The following is a 23,627-nucleotide window of genomic DNA, read 5'->3' on the forward strand; positions in this document are numbered from 1 at the left end:
ACTACGACATCCGTGATGGAATTAAAAAAAGTGCCTTACTATAGCAAATGCTATTCAGGCAGGCATCCGACTTTAAGCATGAGTTTGTGAATGTGTTTTACACAAACTGACAATTCGGATACCGCCGGTTAATTATTTCGCAACAGCGATAAATGACTGAAGCTGAGCTTCATTCTGCAGACGCTGCTGCAGGGAGGCTGCCTGCGATTTGCTGGCAAACGGCCCCATCTGAATGCGCCAGACCGCACCGTTCTGCTCAACGCGTCCTGGTACGCCAAACTGCTGGCTCAGACGCTGTTGATACTGTTTGGCCCGGGCCTGATCGCTCACTGCGCCGACCTGAACCACATAGCTGCCGCTGGCCGCTGTTGGAGCCGTCACCGCTGCACTTTGCGTGGCCGCGGGCGCCGTTACGGGAGCCGACTGGGTCGCTGGCGCAGCAACGGGAGCGGGGGCTGGGGTAGGCTCAGTGCCTTCCAGCACGCCCGAGGCTAAGGTCGTCGGTGCGCCAAGAAAGCCGCTACTCTTTACCGGTGCGCCCGTTGAATCGTCGCTTTGCAGCGTGTCATTGCTGATTGGGCGTATTTCTCCCCCCGGCTGAGCAGGCTCGGCCGGAGAAGAGACGCTGCCCATTCCGCCGTCAAGATTTGGGCGGTCGGGCAGGGCATAGGTCTGTTTCGCCACCGTCGTACACGCGGTACCTGGCCCGGACAGCGAACCATCCTGTGCCACGATAATTGGGTCAATACGGACTTTGGTGTTGTTCGAGGTATTCAGACGATCGGCTGACGCGCGAGACAGGGAGATCACCCGGTCATTTCCGTACGGGCCGCGGTCGTTGATACGCACGACAATCATACGGCCGTTTGCCAGGTTGGTGATACGGGCGTAGCTCGGGATCGGCAGCGTTGGGTGTGCCGCCGTCAGCTGCATCGGGTCGAACGTCTCCCCGGAGGCCGTCAGGTTACTGCCTGGCTCGGCATCGTAAATGGCGGCAAAGCCCGCCTGACTGAAACGGGAAGGATCCTGAACAATTTTATAGCTTTTGCCGTCGCGCTCGTAATCCTGATTGGCACTGGCATTCAGCGGTTCATAAACGGGATCGGCACCGCTGATTTCTACGATTGGGCCATTACACACCGCAGGCTGCGGCGGCGCGACGGTTGCCTGTTGCTGACCATCATCACTTGTGCAGGCCGCAAGTAAACTTGCCGCAATGCAGATCCCCAGCCACTGCTTACGCATTCCGATCCCCTTATTTTTATACGCTTTTTGACAACATTTTTCTGTGGGTATGGATCGACATCACGATACCAAACCCGGCCATCAACACGATCAGTGCCGAGCCCCCGTAACTCACCAGCGGCAGCGGTACGCCTACCACCGGCAGAATACCACTCACCATACCAATATTTACGAAGACATAAACGAATAAAATCAGCATCAACCCGCCAGCCATGACGCGACCAAAGGTCGTTTGCGCGCGTGCTGCAATCCACAATCCCCGCATGATCAGCAGAACGTATAGCGCCAGGAGTATTAAGATGCCCACCAGCCCCAGCTCTTCCGCGAGTACGGCAAAGATAAAGTCGGTGTGGCGTTCCGGTAAAAATTCCAGCTGCGACTGCGTACCGTGCAGCCAGCCTTTCCCGCGCAGGCCGCCGGAGCCAATCGCAATCTTGGACTGAATAATATGATAGCCTGCGCCCAGCGGATCGGTTTCCGGATCGAGCAGCATCATGACGCGCTGGCGCTGGTAATCATGCATCAGGAAGAACCAGAGAATAGGGATGAACGCCGCTATCAGCACCACCGCGATGCCAATCAGGCGCCAGCTCAGGCCCGAAAGGAAGAGGACAAACAGGCCGGAGAGCGCGATAAGGATTGAGGTGCCAAGGTCAGGCTGTGCCGCAACCAGCAGCGTTGGCAGGAAAATCAGCACCAGCGCGATGGCGGTATTCTTCAGAGACGGCGGACAGACGTCGCGGTTGATAAAGCGTGCCACCATCAGTGGCACGGCGATTTTGGCAATCTCGGAGGGCTGGAAGCGGACAATACCCAAATCCAGCCAGCGCTGCGCCCCTTTTGAAATGGCGCCAAACGCATCGACCGCAACCAGCAAAATAATACAGAAGATGTAGAGGTAGGGCGCCCAGCCTTCGTAGACACGTGGCGGGATCTGCGCCATTACCACCATAATGATCAGGCCCATGGCGATCTGGCCGATTTTGCGCTCCATCATCCCGATGTCCTGGCCGCTGGCGCTCCAGATAACCAGCGCACTGTAAACCAGCAGAGCCAGCAGGATCAGCAGCATGGCTGGGTCGATGTGGATTTTGTCCCACAGCGATTTTTTATTTGGATTATCCGTCATGATTATTGGTCCTCCGCCGCAGCGGCGGCCGGGTTTTCAGCCGGCAGTTCGGTGTTGTTATCACCCAGCATGATGTGGTCAAGGATCTGGCGCATGATGGTCCCTACTGCAGGCCCGGCACCGCCGTTCTCCAGAATCATTGCCACCGCGACCTGCGGGTTGTCATAAGGGGCAAACGCCGTCATCAGCTTATGGTCACGCAGACGTTCGGCAATGCGGTGCGCGTTATAGGTTTCGTTGGCTTTCAGGCCAAATACCTGCGCAGTACCGGACTTCGCCGCCACTTTGTACGGCGTCCCGGCGAAATACTTGTGTGCGGTACCGTTCGGGCGGTTTGCCACGCCGTACATACCGTCTTTCGCGATTTCCCAGAAGCCGGAATGAATGTCACCCACCGGGGCTTCGTGCGGCTGGTTCCACGGCACTTTTTTGCCGTCTTCAACCGTACTCTGCAGCAGATGCGGCACTTTCACCACGCCGTCATTGATGAGGATCATCATGGCTTTGTTCATCTGAAGCGGCGTTGCCGTCCAGTAGCCCTGACCGATACCCACCGGAATTGTGTCGCCCTGATACCACGGCTTTTTAAAGCGCTTCAGCTTCCATTCGCGCGTCGGCATGTTGCCGGAGCGTTCTTCCGCAAGGTCAACGCCGGTGTAGTGTCCGTAGCCGAATTTGCTCATCCACTCTGACAGGCGGTCGATCCCCATGTCATACGCCACCTGATAGAAGAAGGTATCCGCAGACTCCTCCAGCGATTTGGTGACGTTCAGATGACCGTGGCCCCATTTTTTCCAGTCGCGATAGCGCTTATCTGAACCCGGCAGCTGCCACCAGCCCGGGTCAAACAGGCTGGTATTGCGGTTGATGACGCCAGCACTCAGTGCAGAGACCGCCACGTACGGTTTAACCGTTGATGCCGGTGGGTAAACCCCTTGCGTCGCGCGGTTCACCAGCGGCGTGTTGGGGTCATTCAGCAGACCGGAGTAGTCTTTACTGGAAATGCCGTCAACAAACAGGTTCGGGTCATAGCTTGGCATTGACACCATCGCCAGGATGCCGCCGGTTCGAGGATCGGTGACCACAACGGCTGCACGGCTGCCCGCCAGCAGGGTTTCAATATACTGCTGCAGCTTAAGGTCGAGAGTCAGATAGACGTCATGTCCCGCCTGCGGCGGTACCTCTTTAAGCTGGCGGATCACGCGGCCACGGTTATTAACCTCAACCTCTTCATAGCCGGTTTGCCCATGCAGGACATCTTCGTAGTAGCGTTCAATGCCCAGCTTACCGATATCATGCGTTGCGGCGTAGTTCGCCAGCTTGCCGTCTTTATCGAGGCGGTCGACGTCTTTGTCGTTAATCTTGGAGACGTAGCCAATCACATGCGTCAGCGCGGAGCCGTAGGGGTAGTAGCGACGCTTGTAACCTTTTACTTCCACACCGGGGAAACGGTACTGGTTCACCGCAAAGCGGGCCACCTGGACTTCCGTCAGGTTGGTTTTAACCGGGATGGAGGTGAATCGGTGTGAGCGGGCGCGCTCTTTTTTAAAGGCGGCGATATCGTCGTCGTTAAGGTCAACAACGCTTTTCAGCGCTTCCAGCGTATCCTGAACATTATCGACTTTTTCCGGCATCATCTCGATTTGATAGATGGTGCGGTTTAACGCCAGCGGGGTGCCGTTACGATCGTAAATAATGCCGCGGCTGGGTGCGATAGGTACCAGCTTGATACGGTTTTCGTTGGAACGCGTCTGGTAATCGGTAAAGCGGACAATTTGCAGATTATAAAGGTTGGCGATCAGCACGCCGGTAAGCAGCAAAATCCCGGTGAAGGCGACCAGCGCCCGGCGCACAAACAGCGCGGACTCAGCCGTATAGTCGCGAAAAGAATTCTGTAGTTTCATCCGCTGCTTAATCTACCCTGGTCAGTCATTACTCGCGGTGATAGGGGTGGTTGGTAGTAATGCTCCACGCGCGATACAGGCTTTCTGCCACCAGTACCCGAACGAGCGGGTGGGGAAGCGTCAGCGCGGAGAGGGACCAACTTTGTTCTGCTGCCGCTTTGCAGGCAGGGGACAACCCTTCGGGGCCGCCAATCAACAGACTGACGTCACGACCGTCCTGCTTCCAGCGCTCCAGTTCGTGCGCCAGCTGCGGCGTATCCCAGGGTTTTCCTGGAATATCGAGGGTGACGATGCGGTTCTTGCCTGCGGCAGCCAGCATCAGTTCGCCCTCTTTATCGAGAATACGTTTGATATCGGCGTTCTTGCCGCGCTTACCGGCGGGAATTTCCACCAGTTCGAACGGCATGTCTTTTGGAAAACGGCGCAGATATTCAGTAAAACCGGTTTGTACCCAGTCCGGCATTTTGGTGCCGACGGCGACCAGCTGCAACTTCACGCATTAACCCCAGAGTTTTTCCAGTTCATACAGGCGACGGCTCTCGTCCTGCATGACGTGGACAATCACATCGCCGAGATCGACAACCACCCAGTCAGCCGTCGCTTCACCTTCAACACCCAGCGGTAACAGCCCTGCTGCACGCGATTCCTGAACCACGTGATCGGCAATCGAAACAACATGACGCGTGGACGTACCGGTGCAGATAATCATGCAGTCGGTAATACTGGATTTACCCTTCACGTCAATCGCGATGATGTCCTGACCTTTCAGGTCATCAATTTTGTCAATAACAAAATCCTGGAGTGCTTTACCCTGCAAGTTTTCCCCCTGGGGTGAATGAGATTGTAAAACTTTGAATTCGTAGCCAGGCAGTATACCTGAACTCATGCCTGTGTCGGGACAAATGTCTCCGGCCGGGCTTTTGAAGGCGGGTATCATCCCACCCTCCGCCTGAGATTGCATCGCCATTTTTGTAAAACAATTTCTGTAAAGCAATGACTGGCGGGAAAGTCTGGCAGCGGAGAATAACAGTATGGCTTACCCTGTCAAGGCAGGATAAACAATAAGCCGCTTTTTATGCCTTCCCGCTATTCATCTGCGCTTTTCTGATACAAACCGTGCGTATGGATATAGGCCAGCACCGGTGCGGGGAGCAGATCGTCACATGCTAAACCCTGCTGTAAACGCTCGCGAATGAGGGTCGCAGAGATATCGAACCACGGCGTTTCCGCCAGATAAATCTTCCCGGCAGGCTGATTGTGGAGATCTTCAACATTGGCGGTGAGATGATCTTCCAGCCACTGCTGGTACTGTGCTTCGCGCATGGTCAGCGGATAGCCAGGACGGCGGCAGACGAGCAGATGGCTGTTCTCCAGAATGGTTTCATATTTATGCCATGTGGGGAAGTTCAGCAGGGAATCCTGACCGATGATAAAAGCCAGCGGCTGGTCTGGCCCCTGTTCTGCGCGCCACTCCTGAAGCGTCTGCGAGGTCCATGAGGGTGTGTCGCGACGCAGTTCACGCTCGTCAAGCCGGAAGAGCGGCTTATCTGCGATGGCCAGGGCAAGCATCTCTTTTCGCTGCTCGCTGGTCGCCTCGGGCTGTGGACGGTGGGGCGGGACATTATTGGGCATGATGGTAACGCGCTGAAGGCCGATCAGATTCGCCAGAATTTCAACCGGCTTCAGATGCCCGTAGTGTACCGGGTCGAAGGTGCCGCCATACAGGGCCTGTAAAGAATGCATACTATCCATCAATAAAAACGTCTGCCAGCGCCTTGTGGCAGAGCAGCAGAGAAAGGCTTTCCAGCTCCGCCCAGACCGACTGGCCGTAATCTTGCTTGAGCGTAAGCTCGGCGCGCATCAGAAGCTGTACCGCCTGGCGAAGCTGTTCATGACTCAGGCGGTTGATGGCCTCGGTGGTCAAAGCCCGGCGATTTTGCCACACCCGGTGTTTATCAAACAGCGAACGCAAAGGCGTATGGGCAGACTGACGCTTGAGCGTAATCAGCAGCAGTAATTCGCGCTGCAGGGTTCGCAGCAGAATAACCGGTTCGCTGCCTTCGAGGCGCAGCTGCTGCAGAATATGCAGGGCGCGTTTACTTTTTGCCGACAGCAGCGCGTCCACCCAGTGGAACGGCGTGAAGTGCGCCGCGTCGTTAACGGCCTGCTCGACGCGCGGCAAGGTCAGCTTGCCGTCCGGCCAGAGCAGGGAGAGTCTGTCAAGCGCCTGCGCCAGGGCCAGCAGGTTACCTTCATAGCAGTAGCAGAGCAGCTGATTTGCCGCGTCATCCAGCTGAAGGTTGTGCTGTTTCGCTCTCGCGGCGACCCATTTAGGCAGATGTGCCTGCTCAGGCGTCTGACAGGTGACCAGCACCGCGTGGGTCGCGAGTTGGGTAAACCAGGCCGCGTTTTCCTGCGCTTTGGTCAGCTTGTTGCCACGCACAATAAGGAGCAGATCGCTGTGTAAGAGGCTGACCAGCGTTGCGAGTTGCTCGTTTATCGCCGCGTTAGGGCCGTTCTCCGGCAGAAGGATCTGAATTGTCTGGCGCGATGCGAACAGGCTCATCGCCTGACAGAGCGAGAAGAGGGCGTTCCAGTCGGTGTTGTTATCCAGCTGGACGGTGTGATGTTCATCAAAGCCCTGCGTGGCGGCGGCATGCCGCACGGCATCCAGGCTTTCCTGAAGCAATAACGGATCGTTTCCAAGAAGCAGATACGCCGCGCGCAGCCCTTCATTGAGCTGCGCGCGGAGTTGTTCAGGATACAGCCTGATCATCATTTACCCAGAGAGTTAGCAGCAGGAAGCGTGCCATCAACCGGTTTATCAACAATGTCAGATCCTTGTTTGGTTGACGCTGCAATACTTGGCAGTTTACGGATCAGCTGTTCCGCCGCCTTGTCGTACATTTCGTTGATGATAATCTGCTGTTCGGCATCTTTTGCCAGCGCCGTCTGCGGGTTATCGAAGAACGAACGGTACACTTTCGTGCTGATCGGATAGATGTCTTTACCCGGGATCAGAACTGCCGCGTTGACCGTCAACACCATTTGATACTCTGCGGTACGGCCATCCTGGAAGATAGACGCGGTATCTCTCGACAGACCACTTCCTGTCACACGCAGGGACGGTACATCCTGACGCAGGGTCTGTTTCTCAACAAGCTCAACGCCGTTCAGACGCAGCTGATTGCGAATTGCCCGGCTGAGTGGACCATTCGGATCCCCGGAATCAAAGATCATGGTTTTCATCTGAGCAGGCACCGCCGTGGTATTGCGCAGGTGCCAGCCACAGCCAGCGGTGACAAGCACCGCCAGTGATAAGAGTATTGTTGCCAGTTGTCGCACGTTTCCTCCCGCGCTTAGCCAACGACCAGATTCAGCAGTTTACCCGGTACGTAGATCACTTTACGTACGGTAACGCCCTCAAGATATTTAGCGACCAGTGGTTCCTGGCCCGCGCGCTCGCGAACCTGTTCTTCGGTTGCATCGACCGCCACGGTAATTTTACCGCGGACTTTGCCGTTCACCTGGACTACGACCAGCGTGGTGTTTTCCACCATCGCGGCTTCGTCAGCCTGCGGCCACGGCGCGTTGTCGATATCGCCTTCGCCTTTCAGCTCCTGCCACAGGGTAAAGCTAACGTGCGGCGTGAACGGGTTCAGCATGCGAACGACGGCCAGCAGTGCTTCACGCATTAAGGCACGATCCTGCTCGCCGTCCTGCGGGGCTTTCGCCAGCTTGTTCATCAGTTCCATAATAGCCGCAATTGCGGTATTGAAGGTCTGACGACGACCAATATCATCGGTCACTTTCGCAATCGTTTTATGAACATCGCGACGCAGCGCCTGCTGATCTTCAGTCAGGGCGGCGGCGTTCAGCGCCGGGGCATCGCCCAGTGAGGTGTGCTCGTAAACCAGCTTCCAGACGCGTTTCAGGAAGCGGTTTGCGCCTTCTACGCCAGACTCCTGCCACTCCAGCGTCATGTCTGCCGGAGATGCAAACATCATGAACAGACGCACGGTATCCGCACCGTAACGCTCAACCATCACCTGCGGGTCGATACCGTTGTTTTTCGACTTAGACATCTTGCTCATGCCGGTGTAGACCAGCTCATGACCTTCGGCGTCTTTGGCCTTCACAATACGGCCCTTCTCGTCGCGTTCAACGATCGCGTCAACCGGAGACACCCAGTTACGCTCGCCGTTTGCACCGACGTAATAGAAGGCATCCGCCAGCACCATGCCCTGGCACAGCAGCTGTTTTGCAGGTTCGTCAGAGTTCACCATGCCCGCATCGCGCATCAGCTTGTGGAAGAAGCGGAAGTAGAGCAGGTGCATGATGGCGTGTTCGATACCACCGATGTAGATATCTACCGGCAGCCAGTAGTTCGCCGCGTTGGAATCCAGCATGCCATCCTGATACTGCGGGCAGGTGTAGCGAGCATAGTACCAGGATGACTCCATAAAGGTGTCAAAGGTGTCGGTTTCGCGCAGCGCAGGCTGGCCGTTGACGGTGGTTTTAGCCCACTCAGGATCGGCTTTGATCGGGCTGGTGATGCCGTCCATGACGACGTCTTCCGGCAGGATCACCGGCAGCTGATCTTCTGGCGTTGGCATCACGGTGCCATCTTCCAGCGTCACCATTGGAATTGGCGCACCCCAGTAACGCTGACGGGAAACACCCCAGTCGCGCAGACGGAAGTTAACTTTACGCTCGCCCACGCCAAGGGAGGCCAGCTTGTCGGCGATGGCGTTGAAGCCCTCTTCGAAGCTCAGACCGCTGAACTCGCCGGAGTTGAACAAGGTCCCTTTTTCGGTCAGCGCGTGTTCGGACAGGTCTGGTTCAGAACCGTCAGCCGCCAGGATAACTGGCTTGATGGTCAGGCCATATTTGGTGGCAAATTCGTAGTCGCGCTGGTCGTGACCCGGAACGGCCATCACGGCGCCCGTGCCGTATTCCATCAGTACAAAGTTGGCGGCCCAGACAGGGATCGCTTCGCCCGTCAGCGGGTGAATGGCTTTAAAGCCGGTATCAACGCCTTTTTTCTCCATCGTTGCCATATCGGCTTCGGCCACTTTGGTGTTGCGGCATTCGTCGATGAAGGTAGCCAGTTCCGGATTGTTTTCTGCCGCTTTCTGCGCCAGCGGGTGACCTGCGGCCACGGCCAGGTAGGTCGCGCCCATGAAGGTGTCCGGACGGGTGGTGTAGACGGTCAGAGTCTGGTCGTAGTTCTCAACGTTGAAGGTGATTTCCACGCCTTCGGAACGGCCGATCCAGTTGCGCTGCATGGTCTTAACGGTATCTGGCCAGTGGTCCAGATTATCCAGATCGTTCAGCAGCTCATCAGCATAAGCGGTGATTTTGATAAACCACTGCGGGATCTCTTTACGCTCTACTTTGGTGTCACAGCGCCAGCAGCAGCCATCGATAACCTGTTCGTTCGCGAGAACGGTCTGGTCATTCGGGCACCAGTTAACGGCAGAGGTCTTCTTGTACACCAGGCCTTTTTTGTACAGCTCGGTGAAGAACTTCTGTTCCCAGCGGTAGTATTCCGGCGTACAGGTTGCCAGCTCGCGGCTCCAGTCATAGCCGAAGCCCAGCATTTTGAGCTGGTTTTTCATGTACGCGATGTTGTCGTACGTCCACGGTGCCGGCGCCGTATTATTTTTTACCGCCGCGCCTTCCGCAGGCAGACCGAACGCATCCCAACCGATGGGTTGCAGAACGTTTTTACCCAGCATGCGCTGGTAACGCGCAATCACATCACCGATGGTGTAGTTACGCACGTGGCCCATGTGTAGTCGACCAGAAGGATAGGGAAGCATCGACAGGCAGTAATACTTCTCTTTGCTCTCGTCTTCGGTTACTTCAAAGGTGCGCTTCTCGTCCCAGTGTTGCTGGACTTTTGATTCTATCTCTTCCGGGCGGTATTGCTCTTGCATGGCAGCCAGTGGTCCTGTTTTCAATACAGCTACAAATGTAGCCAATGGATGTGGTAATTCAGATCCGCATAGCATAGCCCAAACGCCCGCGTCAAAACAGCCTTTCGCACAAATGCGCTTTGCAGGAATTTACCGGGTCTGTGCTTCACCTGACAAAGCGGCGATGAAATAAGGTCTATTATTAGAAATAGTTACTTACCCGGGAGGCAAAATGATGAACAAGGTTGCTCAATTTTACCGCGAACTGGTGGCGACACTGACGGAACGGCTGCGTAACGGCGAGCGCGATATCGATGCGCTGGTGGAGCAGGCGCGTGCCCGCGTGTCGCAAACGGGTGAGTTAACGCGAACCGAAGTGGAAGAGGTGACGCGTGCCGTGCGTCGCGATCTGGAAGAGTTCGCGCGCAGCTACCAGGAGAGCCAGGAGGAGGTCACGGACAGCGTTTTCATGCGGGTGATCAAAGAGAGCCTGTGGCAGGAGCTGGCCGATATCACGGATAAAACGCAGCTGGAGTGGCGTGAAGTCTTTCAGGATTTGAACCACCACGGTGTGTACCACAGCGGTGAGGTGGTCGGGCTGGGAAATCTGGTGTGCGAGAATTGCCACCACCATATTGCGGTGTATACGCCGGAGGTTCTGTCGCTGTGTCCGAAATGCGGCCACGATCAGTTCCAGCGTCGTCCGTTTGAGCCCTAGGTAAAAGCGCAGGTTTGCGCCCTCTCCCCGTGGGAGAGGGCATCAGGCCGCACAAGGTAAAAGCAAAACGGCAACCATGTTGCCGTTTTTAGTGTGTGCTCCCTCTCCCCGTGGGAGAGGGCCGGGGTGAGGGCATCAGGCCGCACTATAGTAAGCCAGCCTCTCCGCCAGCAAATCCACAAACGCCTCACGGTCAATATCCGCCATCACCGTGGTATTCGGCTTATTTCCCGTCAGCGAGTAGTAGTCCACCACCGTCATCCCCTGGGTGTATTTCCCCTGAGTTTCGACGCCAACCCACCTGTGGACGGTGGTAAACATCTCCGGCTTTAATAGCCAGGCAATGGTGCATGGATCGTGCAGCGGCGCGCCGTGGAATCCCCATTTCTCGGCTTTGTGATACTCCATAAAGAAGTCGAGCAGCTCAGCCACGGTTGTCGCGACCGGATTACCAACGGAACGGAAGCGCTCAATGTCGTCAGCCATAATCTGCGCGCGATGGGTCACGTCCAGCCCCGCCATCACGACGGGCAAACCGGACTGGAAGACGATCTCCGCCGCTTCCGGGTCGACAAAAATGTTGAATTCTGCGGACGGCGTCCAGTTTCCCAGACCCATGGCCCCGCCCATGATGACGATACGGGCGATTTTGCTGTGCAGTTCAGGGTGGCTGTTCAGCAGCAGCGCGACGTTGGTTTGCGGCCCGGTAGCCACCAGCGTCACGGGTTCCGCGCTCTCGCGCAGCACCTTCGCCATCAGCTCCACGGCGGTGCAGTTTTGCGGCGTGAAGCCCGGTTCAGGCAGCGCCGGACCGTCCAGACCGCTTTCACCATGCACGTTATCCGCGATAATTAATTCACGCATCAGGGGCTTGAGGGCGCCACCGGCGACGGGAATATCGGTGCGCCCGAGCAGCGTCAGCATGCGCAAAACGTTACGCAGGGTTTTATCCGGCGTCTGGTTTCCGGCGGAAGAGGTGACGGCTTTGACGTCGAGTTCTGGGGAGGCAAGTGCAAGAACGAGCGCGATCGCGTCATCATGACCCGGATCGCAATCGAAAATGATGGGTTGTGCCATAGCGTTCTCCATTCATAGCGTTATTTTGTGACAAGGTTAACGCTGCAATGTGACGCCGAATAGATAAAGAGAGCTAAAGCGTGAAGCAGTGCGCAATCCGCAGATTGCGCACCGAGAAGATTAGTGCAGGATTTTGGCGAGGAAATCTTTCGCACGTTCGGATTTCGGGTTGGCGAAGAACTCCTCTTTCGGGGAATCTTCGACAATTTTCCCTTCGTCCATAAAGATTACGCGGTTGGCCACCTTACGGGCGAAGCCCATTTCGTGGGTCACCACCATCATGGTCATCCCTTCGTGCGCCAGTTCGACCATCACGTCCAGCACTTCGTTGATCATCTCCGGATCGAGCGCCGACGTTGGCTCATCAAACAGCATGGCAACCGGATCCATACACAGCGCGCGGGCGATCGCCACACGCTGCTGTTGGCCGCCGGAAAGCTGCGCCGGGAACTTATCGGCATGCGCAGAGAGGCCAACGCGTTCCAGGAGCTTCAGGCCTTTCTCGCGCGACGCTTTTTTATCACGCTTGAGCACTTTCACCTGGGCCAGGGTCAGGTTCTCAATAATGGAGAGGTGAGGGAACAGCTCAAAATGCTGGAACACCATACCAACGTGAGAGCGAAGCTGGGCAAGATTGGTTTTCTTGTCGTTGACTTTGGTACCGTTGACGACGATCTCGCCCTGCTGGACCGGCTCCAGACCATTGACGGTTTTGATCAGCGTCGATTTACCGGAACCGGACGGTCCGCACACCACTACCACGTCGCCTTTTTTCACTTCGGTGGAGCAGTCGGTCAGCACCTGAAAGTGCCCATACCATTTAGAAACATTTTTCAGGGAAATCATTGTACCGTCCTTTTCTTCAGCCAGCTGACCAACAGCGACGCGCTTAAACTAATCACAAAATAGACCGCACCCGCAAAGAGCACCATCTCAACCTGCGTACCATCACGCTCACCGATGGTTGACGCGGTACGGAAGAAGTCTGCCAGGCTCAGCACGTAGACCAGAGAGGTATCCTGGAACAGCACGATACCCTGGGTCAGCAGGAGCGGAACCATGGCGCGAAACGCCTGCGGCAGAATAATGAGCTGCATGGACTGCCAGTGCGTCATCCCCAGCGCCAGCGCGGCGCTGGATTGCCCGCGGGAGATACTCTGAATGCCCGCACGGATAATCTCCGAGTAGTAAGCGGCCTCAAACATCGAGAACGCCACCATCGCCGAGATCAGACGGATATCGGTTTTCGGCGACAGCCCCAGCACGTTTTGCAGGAAGCCGGGCACGATCAGGTAAAACCACAGCAGCACCATTACCAGTGGGATGGAGCGGAACACGTTAACGTAGGCGGTCGCGAACCAGGCGAGCGGCTTAAAGCTCGACAGGCGCATGACGGCCAGCAGGGTGCCCCAGACGATACCGACAATAATGGCAATGACGGTGATTTTTAAGGTAATCATCAGTCCATCAAGCAGATAAGGCATGGATGGAACGATAGAACTCCAGTCAAATTCGTACATTATTTGCCCCCCATGTTGCCCGGCAGGCGAATTTTGCGTTCAACCAGGTTCATCACCAGCATGATGAAAGCGTTAATCAGAACATAGGCGAGCGTGATCGCGGTAAAGGATTCCCACGCGTGAGCGGAGTAATCCAGCAGCTTGCCCGCCTGTGCAGCCATATCGACCAGGCCGATGGTTGAGGCGATGGCCGAGTTTTTCACCAGGTTCATCATCTCGGAGGTCATCGGCGGAACGATGACGCGGTAGGCGTTAGGCAGCAGCACGTAGCGGTAGGTTTGTGGCAGGGTTAATCCCATCGCCAGACCCGCATTTTTTTGTCCACGGGGTAATGACTGAATGGCGGCACGCACCTGCTCGCAAACGCGCGCAGCGGTAAACAGCCCCAGACACATCATGGAGGAGACAAAGAACTGCACATTCGGATCCAGTTCCGACTTGAACCACATGCCAATATTTTCCGGCAGCAGTTCCGGGATAACCAGATACCAGGTAAAGAATTGCACGATCAGCGGAACGTTACGGAACAGTTCCACATAGAGGGTGCCAAGCGTTGAAAGAAAACGGTTAGGGACGGTGCGCAGAATACCGAACAGAGAACCGACAAGAAACGCGATGATCCACGCCGTTATCGATAATGCCACGGTGACCTGAAAGCCGCTCCACAGCCAGCCAAGATAGGTGGTGTTGCCGAACGGGGCTTGTTGCAGAAATATGCCCCAGTTCCAGTCGATTGACATAATAAACTCCAGAAAAAAAAGGGTAGCAGCGCTACCCTCGAAGATTGGTGAGAAGCTCATTTTTCGCGCTGAGTGGGGAACGACCACTCAACGTATAGTCTGTCCATGCTTCCCGACAATCGAGAGGGCAGGAGATCCCGCCCCTGTTGTTCTAATTAGTTAAGAGCCTTGTCATTTGGAGATTTGAACAGCGCTTTCATGTCGTCAGACAGTTCAAAATTCATGTTCAGGTTTTTAGGTGGAATCGGGTTCTTGAACCATTTGTCGAACCATTTTTCCGCTTCGCCGGAGGTCTGCACCTGAGCGATGGTGTCATCGATCAGCTTTTTGAACTGCGGATCGTCTTTACGCAGCATACAGCCGTAGGCTTCTTTCGACTGCGCGGTGCCGACGATATCCCAGTTGTCAGGTTTCTTCGCTTTCGCACGCTCGCCCGCCAGCAGGGCATCATCCATCATAAACGCGACGGCACGGCCGCTTTCCAGGGTACGGAAGGAGTCGCCATGGTCTTTCGCGCTGATGATGCGCATATCCATTTTCTTCTCGTCGTTCAGCTTGTGCAGCAGCACTTCAGACGTGGTACCGGAGGTGACAACGACCGCTTTGCCTTTCAGGTCAGCGAAGTCTTTAATCTCACCGCCTTTCTTCGTCAGCAGGCGGGTGCCTACAACAAAGATGGTGTCAGAGAAGGCTGCCTGTTTCTGACGCTCGAGGTTGTTGGTGGTGGAGCCACACTCGAAATCAAAGGTGCCGTTTTGCAGCAGTGGAATACGGTTCTGTGAAGTGATTGGGATCAGCTTCACCTGCAGGTCAGGTTTGTTCAGCTTTTTCTTCACGGCTTCAACGATAGCGTTGGAGTAATCCTGTGAATAACCCACGACTTTTTGCGTGTTGTCGTAGTAAGAGAACGGGACAGAAGATTCACGGTGGCCGACCACGATGACGCCGTTTTTGGCAATCTTGTCGAGAGTGCTGCCTGCTGCTGGCGCATCTTCAGCGTGAACCACGCCTGCAGACATTCCCATAACCAGCATTGCTGTGGCCAGTTTACGTAATTGCATACCCAACTCCTTTCTTATCAGCGCCAGAGACGCATTGATACCCATTGTGATGTTGTTATATCTCGCGCAATGCGAGTGCAGTGTTATGCAAGCTTGTTAACATTTAGTCTGGCTTAATGTAAAGATTTTGCTGCGTTATTGTTTATTTTTGCGAAGCGCGCCGCACCATTCAGAGGCAAATATCTCCCGTTGCACCGTTTCGGTGCTACCGATGATCTACGCTGGTGCGACAAAGTTGCACGTTAAGCCAAACTGCGTTTACCTGAATAAACAAAGCAATAGGCGTGCCAGAATTGGAGTCTGGAAGGAATTGTCAGGTGGCGGCTGCGCCTTACCCGACCTACGGGAACGGAAATGTTGAAGGTAGGCCGGGTAAGGCGTAGCCGTCACCCGGCAACAGAAGGGAAGGTTATTTACGACGCTGGCGCAGGCTCATCAGCACCGCGCCAAAGCCGAACAGCGCGGTCAGGATCCACAGCGGCCAGTTGCCGGTACGGGCGTATGGCGTCAGCCCCGTGGTCGGGGTGACGTGAGTGGTCAGTACCTCACGGGTGAACTGTGGGATCATGGCCTGGATTTCACCCTGCGGACCAATCACGGCGGTGATGCCGTTGTTGGTGCTGCGCAGTAACGGACGCGCCAGCTCCAGGGAGCGCATGCGTGCCATCTGGAAGTGCTGCCACGGGCCGATTGACTTACCAAACCAGGCATCGTTAGAGATGGTCAGCAGATAGTCCGTATCCGGGCGGAAATTATCGCGCACCTGCTCGCCGAGGATGATTTCGTAGCAGATGGCCGCCGTCAGGGCAACGCCGTGCGCGTGCAGCTGAGGCTGAACGTACGGGCCGCGGCTGAAGGAGGACATCGGCAGATCGAAGAAGGGGGCCAGCGGGCGCAGAATCGACTCCAGCGGCACAAATTCACCAAACGGCACCAGGTGGTTCTTGTTGTACCGGTCAGTGGAGTGGTAGCTGTATTCGCTGTCTTTGCCGAGCGTAATGATGGTGTTGTAAGTGTCGTAGCGGTTCTGCTGATTCAGACGCGCGTCGACAATCCCGGTGATCAGCGTGCTGCCACGCGAGAGCAGCAGGTCGTTCATCATGTTGAGGAACGGCTGCTGGTTGATCTCCAGATCGGGAATGGCAGACTCCGGCCAGATAATCAGCTGCGATTTACCCATCACCTCTTCGGTGGCGTTGGCGTAGATCTTCAGCGTATTCAACAGCTCTTTCTCGTCCCACTTCATGGACTGCGGGATGTTGCCCTGAACCATGGAAACCTGCATAGCGCGCGCGGGCTCAGGCGTGAACCACTGGATATAGCGCAGCGGGAAGGGAAGAGCGAACAGCACCAGCGCCACAGCCAGCGGCTTCCAGCCACGTGAGACCAGCGCCAGGACCAACAGGCCGCTGACCACCATGAGCAGGAAGTTAATGGCCTCAACGCCCATGACCGGCGCCAGGCCTTTGAGCGGGCCGTCAATCTGACTGTAGCCGAACTGCAGCCACGGGAAGCCGGTCAGCACCCAGCCGCGCAGGAATTCCGTGATTTGCCAGACCACCGGTGCGGCAATCGCGACGCGCAGCCAGCTGGTTTTGGGCCACAGGCGAGAAAGGATGCCGGCGAACAGGCCAGTATAGAGCGAGAGATAGGCGGCGAGCAGTACCACCAGGAAGACGTTTACCGGGCCCGGCATACCGCCAAACTGGGCGATGCTGACGTAGACCCAGTTAATACCTGAGCCAAACAGCCCCAGTCCCCAGAAGTAGCCGATAGCGGCAGCCTGTACCGGACGACGGTTCAGGGTCAGACCCTGAAGCCCCATCAGGGAGAGTATGGCCGCAGGCCAGATGTCGTAAGGAGAAAAAGCCAGCGTACCGCTGGCTCCGAGTAACAGCGCCAGCAGCAAACGGACGCGCTGGCGTTCAAGCAATGGGGCAAATGCCATTTACATTAATCTTCCAGTTTTGGCACCGGTGAGTCGTCCGGCGTTCTGACGTGAACCTGTATAATACGTCGGCTGTCGGCCATGGCTACTTTGAACTGGTAACCGTCGATGTCAACGGTCTCACCGCGCGCCGGGAGATGGCCAAAGGCCTGCATCACCAGCCCGCCAATGGTATCGACCTCTTCGTCGCTGAAGTGGGTCCCGAAGGCGTCGTTGAAGTCCTCGATGGAGGCCAGCGCGCGCACGGTCCAGGTGTGACGGCTGAGCTGACGGAAGTCGATATCCTCTTCTTCGTCGTACTCATCTTCGATTTCGCCCACGATCAGCTCAAGGATATCCTCGATCGTGACCAGACCGGAGACGCCACCAAATTCATCAATAACAATCGCCATGTGGTAACGCTGAGAGCGAAACTCTTTCAGCATCCGATCCACACGTTTACTTTCCGGCACAACCACGGCCTGGCGTAACACTTTTTCCATGCTGAAGGCTTCGGCATCGCTGCGCATAAACGGCAGCAGATCTTTCGCCATCAAAATCCCTTCGATGTGATCTTTGTCTTCGCTGATAACCGGGAAACGTGAGTGAGCGGATTCGATGATCACATCGAGGCACTCGTCCAGGGTCTGGTTACGTTTCAGGGTGATCATCTGCGAGCGGGGGATCATGATATCGCGAACGCGCTGGTCGGCGATGTCCATAACCCCTTCGAGCATTTCGCGCGTATCTTCGTCGATAAGGTCGTTCTGCCCGGAATCACGAATCAGCTCCAGCAGTTCATCACGGTTTTTGGGTTCGCCGTGGAAAAGCTGGTTCAGAATGAGGGAGAAAAATCCCTTTTTACTGGTTGTCGTGTCGCTACTGTGTGAATTGTCGTCGCTCATGGCGTTTGTTAAGGGTTCTCTTGTTAGTTCAACGTTTACCGCCACGCGATGTCCTTTCGTGGCGGCAGGTGAGTCAGTCAGGTGACGGACTATTCTTTCTCGGCAATGTACGGATCCTCATAGCCCAGAGCAAGCATTATCTCTGTCTCGAGGGACTCCATCTCTTCCGCTTCGTCGTCTTCGATATGATCGTAGCCGAGCAGATGCAGGCTGCCGTGTACCACCATGTGCGCCCAGTGGGCTTCAAGGGGTTTCTGCTGCTCTTTGGCTTCCTGTTCAACCACCTGACGGCAGATGATCAGATCGCCCAACAGCGGCATCTCGATGCCCGGTGGGGCTTCGAACGGGAAAGAGAGCACGTTGGTCGGCTTATCTTTCCCGCGATAGGTCAGGTTAAGCTCATGGCTTTCTGCTTCATCCACCAGGCGAATCGTGACTTCTGATTCTTCCTGAAACTGCGGGATAACGGCATCCAGCCATTTCTGAAACTGTGCCTCATCTGGCATGCCGGAATTGTCTTCACAGGCCAGCTGTAAATCGAGGATCACCTGACTCATTTCTGTTCTTGCTCCTGCGCTTCGCGCTTACGTTCTGCGGCCAGTTCGGCCTTACGCTTCTGATCCGCCTCTTCCCAGGCTTCATAAGCGTTAACGATACGCGCGACCACCGGGTGGCGTACCACGTCTTCACTGTGGAAGAAGTTAAAGCTGATTTCGTCGACCTCGGCCAGCACCTCGATGGCGTGGCGCAGGCCCGATTTGGTGCTGCGCGGCAGGTCAATCTGGGTGACGTCACCGGTAATCACCGCTTTCGAGTTAAAGCCAATACGCGTCAGGAACATTTTCATCTGTTCGATGGTGGTGTTCTGGCTCTCATCGAGAATGATGAACGCATCGTTCAGCGTGCGGCCGCGCATGTAGGCGAGCGGGGCCACTTCGATAACGTTACGCTCAATGAGCTTCTCGACCTTCTCAAAGCCCAGCATTTCGAACAGCGCATCGTATAAAGGACGCAGATACGGATCGACCTTCTGGCTCAGATCGCCTGGCAGGAAGCCCAGTTTTTCACCGGCTTCAACGGCAGGGCGGGTCAGCAGGATACGTCGGATCTCCTGACGCTCCAGCGCATCGACCGCTGCGGCAACAGCAAGATAGGTTTTACCCGTACCCGCCGGCCCCACGCCGAAGGTGATGTCGTGGTCGAGAATATTGGCGATGTACTGCGCCTGGTTTGGGGTACGCGGCTTGATGACGCCACGCTTGGTCTTAATGTTGATCGCCTTGCCATAGTCCGGCACGCTCTCCGCGCTCTGCTCAAGCACGCGCGCCTCTTTAATGGCGAGGTGAATCTGCTCCGGTTCGATATCCTGAATTTCGCCGCGCATGGGGGAGGTGTCGACATACAGGCTACGCAGAATGTCCGCAGCGGCGTTGACGCAGATAGGGCGTCCGGTGAGTTTGAAATGATTATCGCGACGATTGATTTCGATACCCAGACGTCGCTCCAGTTGTTTGATGTTGTCATCAAACGGCCCGCACAGGCTCAGCAGGCGAGCGTTGTCTGCTGGCTCAAGGCTAATTTCACGCGTATCTATGTTCAAACTGTTCCTCTTTGATTGATTAACTGACCCGCTGCCACACGGCGCAATAAAACGGTCATTACCGAAATTATTCACGCCACAGAATAAAGGCGCAAGCGTTGCGGAAGATATTGGGGGCGATGAGAGGAAATACAAGGCCTGCCAAAAGAGGCAGGCCTGAAGGATTAGGGCTGGTAAATCCCAACGCCAGAATCGTTTTCTTTGCGGGTACGCGAGATCACGGATTGCGGTGACTCTGCGATACGCAGGCCCATTTCGTCTTCGGTGCGTACGACCTTCGCGCGCAGCGAGTTGGTCAGCACTTCGACAATCTCGACGTCCACAAACTTACCGATCATATCCGGGGTGCCTTCAAAGTTCACCACGCGGTTATTTTCGGTACGACCGGAGAGTTCCATAATGCTCTTGCGGGAGGTGCCTTCCACCAGAATGCGCTGAACGGTGCCGAGCATGCGGCGGCTCCAGGCGTTGGCCTGCTGGTTGATACGCTCCTGCAGAATATACAGACGCTGCTTTTTCTCTTCTTCCGGCACATCGTCAACCATATCGGCCGCCGGTGTTCCAGGACGCGCGGAGAAGATGAAGCTGTAGCTGACGTCAAAGTTCACTTCGCCGATGAGCTTCATGGTGCGCTCGAAGTCATCAGCGGTTTCGCCAGGGAAGCCGACGATAAAGTCAGAGCTAATCTGGATATCCGGACGCGCTTCACGCAGCTTGCGGATGGTGGATTTATACTCCAGCACCGTATGCGGGCGGCCCATCAGGTTCAGCACGCGGTCCGAGCCGCACTGGATCGGCAGGTGCAGGAAGCTCACCAGCTCTGGCGTATCGCGATAGACGTCAATAATGTCGTCGGTAAATTCCATCGGATGGCTGGTGGTAAAGCGAATGCGGTCGATGCCGTCAATTGCGGCCACCAGACGCAGCAGCTCGGCAAAGCTGCCGGTCGTGCCGTCATAGTTCTCACCGCGCCAGGCGTTAACGTTCTGGCCCAGCAGGTTCACTTCTCGCACACCCTGCGCGGCAAGCTGCGCGATTTCAAACAGAATGTCATCTGCCGGGCGGCTGACCTCTTCACCACGGGTGTACGGCACCACGCAGTACGTGCAGTATTTGTTGCAGCCTTCCATGATGGAGACGAAGGCGGTCGGGCCATCGGCACGTGGCTCAGGCAGACGGTCAAATTTTTCGATTTCCGGGAAGCTGACGTCAACGACCGGGCTACGGTTACCGCGAACCTGATTGATCATCTCAGGCAGACGGTGCAGGGTCTGAGGGCCAAAGACAATGTCCACATACGGGGCTCTCTGGCGGATCAGCTTGCCTTCCTGCGACGCGACGCAGCCGCCCACGCCGATGATCAGGTCCGGATTTTTTCGTTTAAGAAGTTTCCAGCGGCCTAACACGTGAAAGACTTTTTCCTGCGCTTTTTCACGAATTGAACAGGTGTTCAGCAGCAGCACATCGGCTTCTTTCGCATTTTCAGTCAGCTGGTATCCGTGGGTGGTATCCAGCAGATCGGCCATCTTGGATGAATCGTATTCGTTCATCTGACAGCCCCAGGTTTTTATATGGAGTTTTTTAGTCATCGACTTGCTCAGCTCAGGATTGCAAGCCGCGTATTGTAATGCTTTGGTGGGGTTGTGACCAGTATGAAGGTTGTGTGTCTCAGGACCGCAAAAATCCGGTAAACTTAAGGGATTCTCCAATAAGGAAAATTGACCATGACACTCCAACACACCGAAGTTGCCGTTGTCGGCGGCGGTATGGTCGGCGGCGCGCTGGCGCTGGGGCTGGCGCAGCAGGGATTTGAGGTAACGGTAATCGAACAGGCGGCTCCGCCAGCCTACGATCCCGCCAGTAAACCGGATGTGCGCATTTCCGCTATCAGCGCGTCGTCCGTCGATCTGCTGCGCGGGCTGGGCGTCTGGGAGACGGTGCTGGCGATGCGCGCTCATCCTTACAGCCGTCTTGAAACCTGGGAATGGGAAAATGCCCACGTCGCGTTTGATGCCGCTGAGCTGAAGCTGCCGCGCCTGGGCTATATGGTGGAAAACAACGTGCTCCAGCTGGCGCTCTGGCAGGCGCTGGAGGCGCACCCGAAGGTGACGCTGCGCGTTCCTGCGTCGCTTAAGGCGCTGCATCCTCACGAGAGCGGCTATCTACTGACACTCGACAGCGGCGATGAGCTGTCCGTGAAGCTGGTCATCGGGGCGGATGGCGCTAACTCGCAGGTCAGACAGATGGCGGGGATCGGGGTTCATGCCTGGCAGTATGAACAGTCCTGTATGCTGATTACCGCCAGGTGCGAGAATGCGCCGGGTGAAAGCACCTGGCAGCACTTTACACCGAACGGCCCGCACGCCTTTTTACCGCTCTTCGATAACTGGGCGTCGCTGGTGTGGTACGACAAACCGGCGCGCATTCGCCAGCTGCAGGGAATGAACATGGAACAGCTGCAGCGCGAAATTCTGCTGCACTTCCCGAGCCGTCTGGGACACGTCACGCCGGTCGCCGCCGGGGCGTTCCCGCTCACGCGCCGTCATGCGTTGCAGTATGCCCGCGAAGGCTTAGCGCTGGTGGGGGATGCGGCACACACCATTCATCCGCTGGCCGGGCAGGGCGTGAACCTGGGGTATCGTGACGTCGATGCCTTACTGGATGTGCTGGGCTTCGCCCGCGGACACGCGGAAAACTGGGCCAGTCATCAGGTGCTGAAGCGTTATCAGACGCGGCGTATGGCGGATAACTTCCTCATGCAGTCGGGAATGGATCTGTTCTATGCCGGGTTTAGCAATGACGTAGCCCCGGTGCGTATTCTGCGTAACATAGGCCTGATGGCAGCGGAACGCGCCGGTGGCCTGAAGCGTCAGGCCCTGAAGTACGCCCTCGGACTTTAATCTTTGCTCCGACTTTTCCCTCGCCCCTTTGGGGAGAGGGTTAGGGTGAGGGGGAATCAGGCCGCACAATTTTGTACAAAAACAAAAAAGCCCGCAGAGCGGGCTTTTTTGTTACTAAGTGGCTGGGGTGCAGGGATTCGAACCCCGGAATGCTGGTATCAGAAACCAGAGCCTTACCGCTTGGCGACACCCCAATTGCGTTAAACAAGCTGCTTAACGACTTTTTAAATTGGCTGGGGTACGAGGATTCGAACCTCGGAATGCCGGAATCAGAATCCGGTGCCTTACCGCTTGGCGATACCCCAACAATTTTTTTCATTATCGAACAACATCGATAATCTAAATTTGGTGGCTACGACGGGATTCGAACCTGTGACCCCATCATTATGAGTGATGTGCTCTAACCAACTGAGCTACGTAGCCAGTACTGCAATCTTCGATGGCTGGGGTACCTGGATTCGAACCAGGGAATGCCGGTATCAAAAACCGGTGCCTTACCGCTTGGCGATACCCCAATACCGCGGAGAACCGCAAAATCGAAGAAATATGGCTGGGGTACCTGGATTCGAACCAGGGAATGCCGGTATCAAAAACCGGTGCCTTACCGCTTGGCGATACCCCATCCGTGCAACGCTTACCCGGGAATGGTGCGGGAGGCGAGACTTGAACTCGCACACCTTGCGGCGCCAGAACCTAAATCTGGTGCGTCTACCAATTTCGCCACTCCCGCAAAAAAGATGGTGGCTACGACGGGATTCGAACCTGTGACCCCATCATTATGAGTGATGTGCTCTAACCAACTGAGCTACGTAGCCATCTTTTTTCGCGTTACCTTATCGGCGTTGCGGGGCGCATTATGCGTATAGACCCTTGCAGCGTCAACACCTTTTTCAACGAAAATAGCCGGAATGTGACTGTTTGGTTAGGTTGCGAACAGCGTGGCCGAATATTCGGCAATTATTGGTTATTAATCGGTTTTA

Annotated in this window: 21 protein-coding genes and 7 tRNA genes; 2 read left to right on the top strand and 26 right to left on the bottom strand. The window is 55.9% G+C overall.

What is annotated here, in order from left to right; genetic code table 11:
• Nucleotides 1–132 precede the first annotated feature (132 nt).
• From rlpA to leuS, 9 genes are all read right to left on the bottom strand, one after another.
• Nucleotides 133–1,245, bottom strand: coding sequence for an endolytic peptidoglycan transglycosylase RlpA (gene rlpA / locus LJA86_RS01745; RefSeq protein WP_229225489.1), 1,113 nt, complete (start codon nt 1,243–1,245; stop codon nt 133–135).
• 16 nt (nt 1,246–1,261) lie between these two features.
• Nucleotides 1,262–2,374, bottom strand: coding sequence for a peptidoglycan glycosyltransferase MrdB (mrdB, locus tag LJA86_RS01750; RefSeq protein WP_008501037.1), 1,113 nt, complete (start codon nt 2,372–2,374; stop codon nt 1,262–1,264).
• A 2-nt stretch (nt 2,375–2,376) separates the two neighbouring features.
• Nucleotides 2,377–4,278 carry a peptidoglycan DD-transpeptidase MrdA gene (gene mrdA, locus LJA86_RS01755; protein ID WP_008501038.1) on the bottom strand — a complete coding sequence of 634 codons (1,902 nt, stop codon included), beginning with the start codon at nt 4,276–4,278 and terminating at the stop codon, nt 2,377–2,379.
• A gap of 28 nt (nt 4,279–4,306) precedes the next feature.
• On the bottom strand, nt 4,307–4,774 hold the full coding sequence (gene rlmH / locus LJA86_RS01760; protein ID WP_003858701.1) for a 23S rRNA (pseudouridine(1915)-N(3))-methyltransferase RlmH: 468 nt from the start codon (nt 4,772–4,774) through the stop codon (nt 4,307–4,309).
• Nucleotides 4,775–4,777: 3 nt separating this feature from the next.
• Nucleotides 4,778–5,095 carry a ribosome silencing factor gene (gene rsfS, locus LJA86_RS01765; protein ID WP_023334893.1) on the bottom strand — a complete coding sequence of 106 codons (318 nt, stop codon included), beginning with the start codon at nt 5,093–5,095 and terminating at the stop codon, nt 4,778–4,780.
• A gap of 269 nt (nt 5,096–5,364) precedes the next feature.
• A complete protein-coding gene (gene nadD, locus LJA86_RS01770; RefSeq protein WP_025912714.1) occupies nt 5,365–6,030 on the bottom strand; it encodes a nicotinate-nucleotide adenylyltransferase in 666 nt (221 codons plus the stop codon).
• Complete coding sequence (gene holA / locus LJA86_RS01775) at nt 6,023–7,054, bottom strand: DNA polymerase III subunit delta (RefSeq protein ID WP_196346477.1); 1,032 nt, start codon at nt 7,052–7,054, stop codon at nt 6,023–6,025. Before holA ends, nadD begins: the two co-directional genes overlap by 8 nt.
• Nucleotides 7,054–7,623, bottom strand: coding sequence for an LPS assembly lipoprotein LptE (gene lptE / locus LJA86_RS01780; protein ID WP_008501042.1), 570 nt, complete (start codon nt 7,621–7,623; stop codon nt 7,054–7,056). The genes holA and lptE overlap by 1 nt, the downstream gene beginning before the upstream one ends.
• 14 nt (nt 7,624–7,637) lie before the next feature.
• Complete coding sequence (gene leuS, locus LJA86_RS01785; protein ID WP_045909589.1) at nt 7,638–10,220, bottom strand: leucine--tRNA ligase; 2,583 nt, start codon at nt 10,218–10,220, stop codon at nt 7,638–7,640.
• A 214-nt stretch (nt 10,221–10,434) separates the two neighbouring features.
• Here leuS and LJA86_RS01790 point away from each other — a divergent pair, with 214 nt between their 5' ends.
• Nucleotides 10,435–10,917 (top strand): zinc ribbon-containing protein, encoded by a 483-nt coding sequence (locus LJA86_RS01790; protein ID WP_023617134.1) that lies wholly within the window; start codon nt 10,435–10,437, stop codon nt 10,915–10,917.
• A 135-nt stretch (nt 10,918–11,052) separates the two neighbouring features.
• Here the strand turns inward: LJA86_RS01790 and rihA are convergent, their stop codons facing one another.
• The 10 genes from rihA to miaB form a co-directional block, all read right to left on the bottom strand.
• Complete coding sequence (gene rihA, locus LJA86_RS01795) at nt 11,053–11,994, bottom strand: pyrimidine-specific ribonucleoside hydrolase RihA (RefSeq protein ID WP_229225495.1); 942 nt, start codon at nt 11,992–11,994, stop codon at nt 11,053–11,055.
• Between the two features lie 120 nt (nt 11,995–12,114).
• Nucleotides 12,115–12,840, bottom strand: coding sequence for an amino acid ABC transporter ATP-binding protein (locus LJA86_RS01800; RefSeq protein WP_014883001.1), 726 nt, complete (start codon nt 12,838–12,840; stop codon nt 12,115–12,117).
• Nucleotides 12,837–13,514 carry a glutamate/aspartate ABC transporter permease GltK gene (gene gltK / locus LJA86_RS01805; RefSeq protein WP_008501047.1) on the bottom strand — a complete coding sequence of 226 codons (678 nt, stop codon included), beginning with the start codon at nt 13,512–13,514 and terminating at the stop codon, nt 12,837–12,839. Before gltK ends, LJA86_RS01800 begins: the two co-directional genes overlap by 4 nt.
• Entirely contained in the window at nt 13,514–14,254 is a 741-nt protein-coding gene (gene gltJ, locus LJA86_RS01810; protein ID WP_008501048.1) for a glutamate/aspartate ABC transporter permease GltJ, read from the bottom strand. The genes gltK and gltJ overlap by 1 nt, the downstream gene beginning before the upstream one ends.
• A gap of 155 nt (nt 14,255–14,409) precedes the next feature.
• Nucleotides 14,410–15,315, bottom strand: coding sequence for an amino acid ABC transporter substrate-binding protein (locus LJA86_RS01815; protein ID WP_008501049.1), 906 nt, complete (start codon nt 15,313–15,315; stop codon nt 14,410–14,412).
• 409 nt (nt 15,316–15,724) lie between these two features.
• Nucleotides 15,725–17,263, bottom strand: a complete 1,539-nt coding sequence (gene lnt, locus LJA86_RS01820; RefSeq protein WP_048226091.1) for an apolipoprotein N-acyltransferase — start codon at nt 17,261–17,263, stop codon at nt 15,725–15,727.
• 5 nt (nt 17,264–17,268) lie between these two features.
• Nucleotides 17,269–18,147, bottom strand: coding sequence for a CNNM family magnesium/cobalt transport protein CorC (gene corC / locus LJA86_RS01825; RefSeq protein WP_021242574.1), 879 nt, complete (start codon nt 18,145–18,147; stop codon nt 17,269–17,271).
• Nucleotides 18,148–18,236: 89 nt separating this feature from the next.
• A complete protein-coding gene (ybeY, locus tag LJA86_RS01830; RefSeq protein WP_008501052.1) occupies nt 18,237–18,704 on the bottom strand; it encodes an rRNA maturation RNase YbeY in 468 nt (155 codons plus the stop codon).
• A complete protein-coding gene (locus LJA86_RS01835) occupies nt 18,701–19,747 on the bottom strand; it encodes a PhoH family protein (RefSeq protein ID WP_008501053.1) in 1,047 nt (348 codons plus the stop codon). Before LJA86_RS01835 ends, ybeY begins: the two co-directional genes overlap by 4 nt.
• 164 nt (nt 19,748–19,911) lie before the next feature.
• Complete coding sequence (gene miaB, locus LJA86_RS01840) at nt 19,912–21,336, bottom strand: tRNA (N6-isopentenyl adenosine(37)-C2)-methylthiotransferase MiaB (protein ID WP_045909585.1); 1,425 nt, start codon at nt 21,334–21,336, stop codon at nt 19,912–19,914.
• A 135-nt stretch (nt 21,337–21,471) separates the two neighbouring features.
• Here miaB and ubiF point away from each other — a divergent pair, with 135 nt between their 5' ends.
• Entirely contained in the window at nt 21,472–22,647 is a 1,176-nt protein-coding gene (gene ubiF, locus LJA86_RS01845) for a 3-demethoxyubiquinol 3-hydroxylase (RefSeq protein WP_048226093.1), read from the top strand.
• 119 nt (nt 22,648–22,766) lie between these two features.
• On the opposite strand, the gene LJA86_RS01850 is transcribed toward ubiF, so the two are convergent.
• The 7 genes from LJA86_RS01850 to LJA86_RS01880 form a co-directional block, all read right to left on the bottom strand.
• Nucleotides 22,767–22,841: transfer RNA gene (locus LJA86_RS01850), tRNA-Gln, on the bottom strand.
• A 36-nt stretch (nt 22,842–22,877) separates the two neighbouring features.
• Nucleotides 22,878–22,952: transfer RNA gene (locus LJA86_RS01855), tRNA-Gln, on the bottom strand.
• A gap of 41 nt (nt 22,953–22,993) precedes the next feature.
• A tRNA-Met gene (locus LJA86_RS01860) sits at nt 22,994–23,070 on the bottom strand.
• A gap of 17 nt (nt 23,071–23,087) precedes the next feature.
• Nucleotides 23,088–23,162, bottom strand: a tRNA-Gln gene (locus LJA86_RS01865).
• 32 nt (nt 23,163–23,194) lie between these two features.
• Nucleotides 23,195–23,269: transfer RNA gene (locus LJA86_RS01870), tRNA-Gln, on the bottom strand.
• 23 nt (nt 23,270–23,292) lie between these two features.
• Nucleotides 23,293–23,377: transfer RNA gene (locus LJA86_RS01875), tRNA-Leu, on the bottom strand.
• 8 nt (nt 23,378–23,385) lie between these two features.
• Nucleotides 23,386–23,462: transfer RNA gene (locus tag LJA86_RS01880), tRNA-Met, on the bottom strand.
• Nucleotides 23,463–23,627: the final 165 nt, after the last annotated feature.

Source organism: Enterobacter sp. TCD1-1 (assembly GCF_020567405.1).
In the GTDB taxonomy this organism is placed as follows: Bacteria; Pseudomonadota; Gammaproteobacteria; order Enterobacterales; family Enterobacteriaceae; genus Enterobacter; species Enterobacter quasiroggenkampii.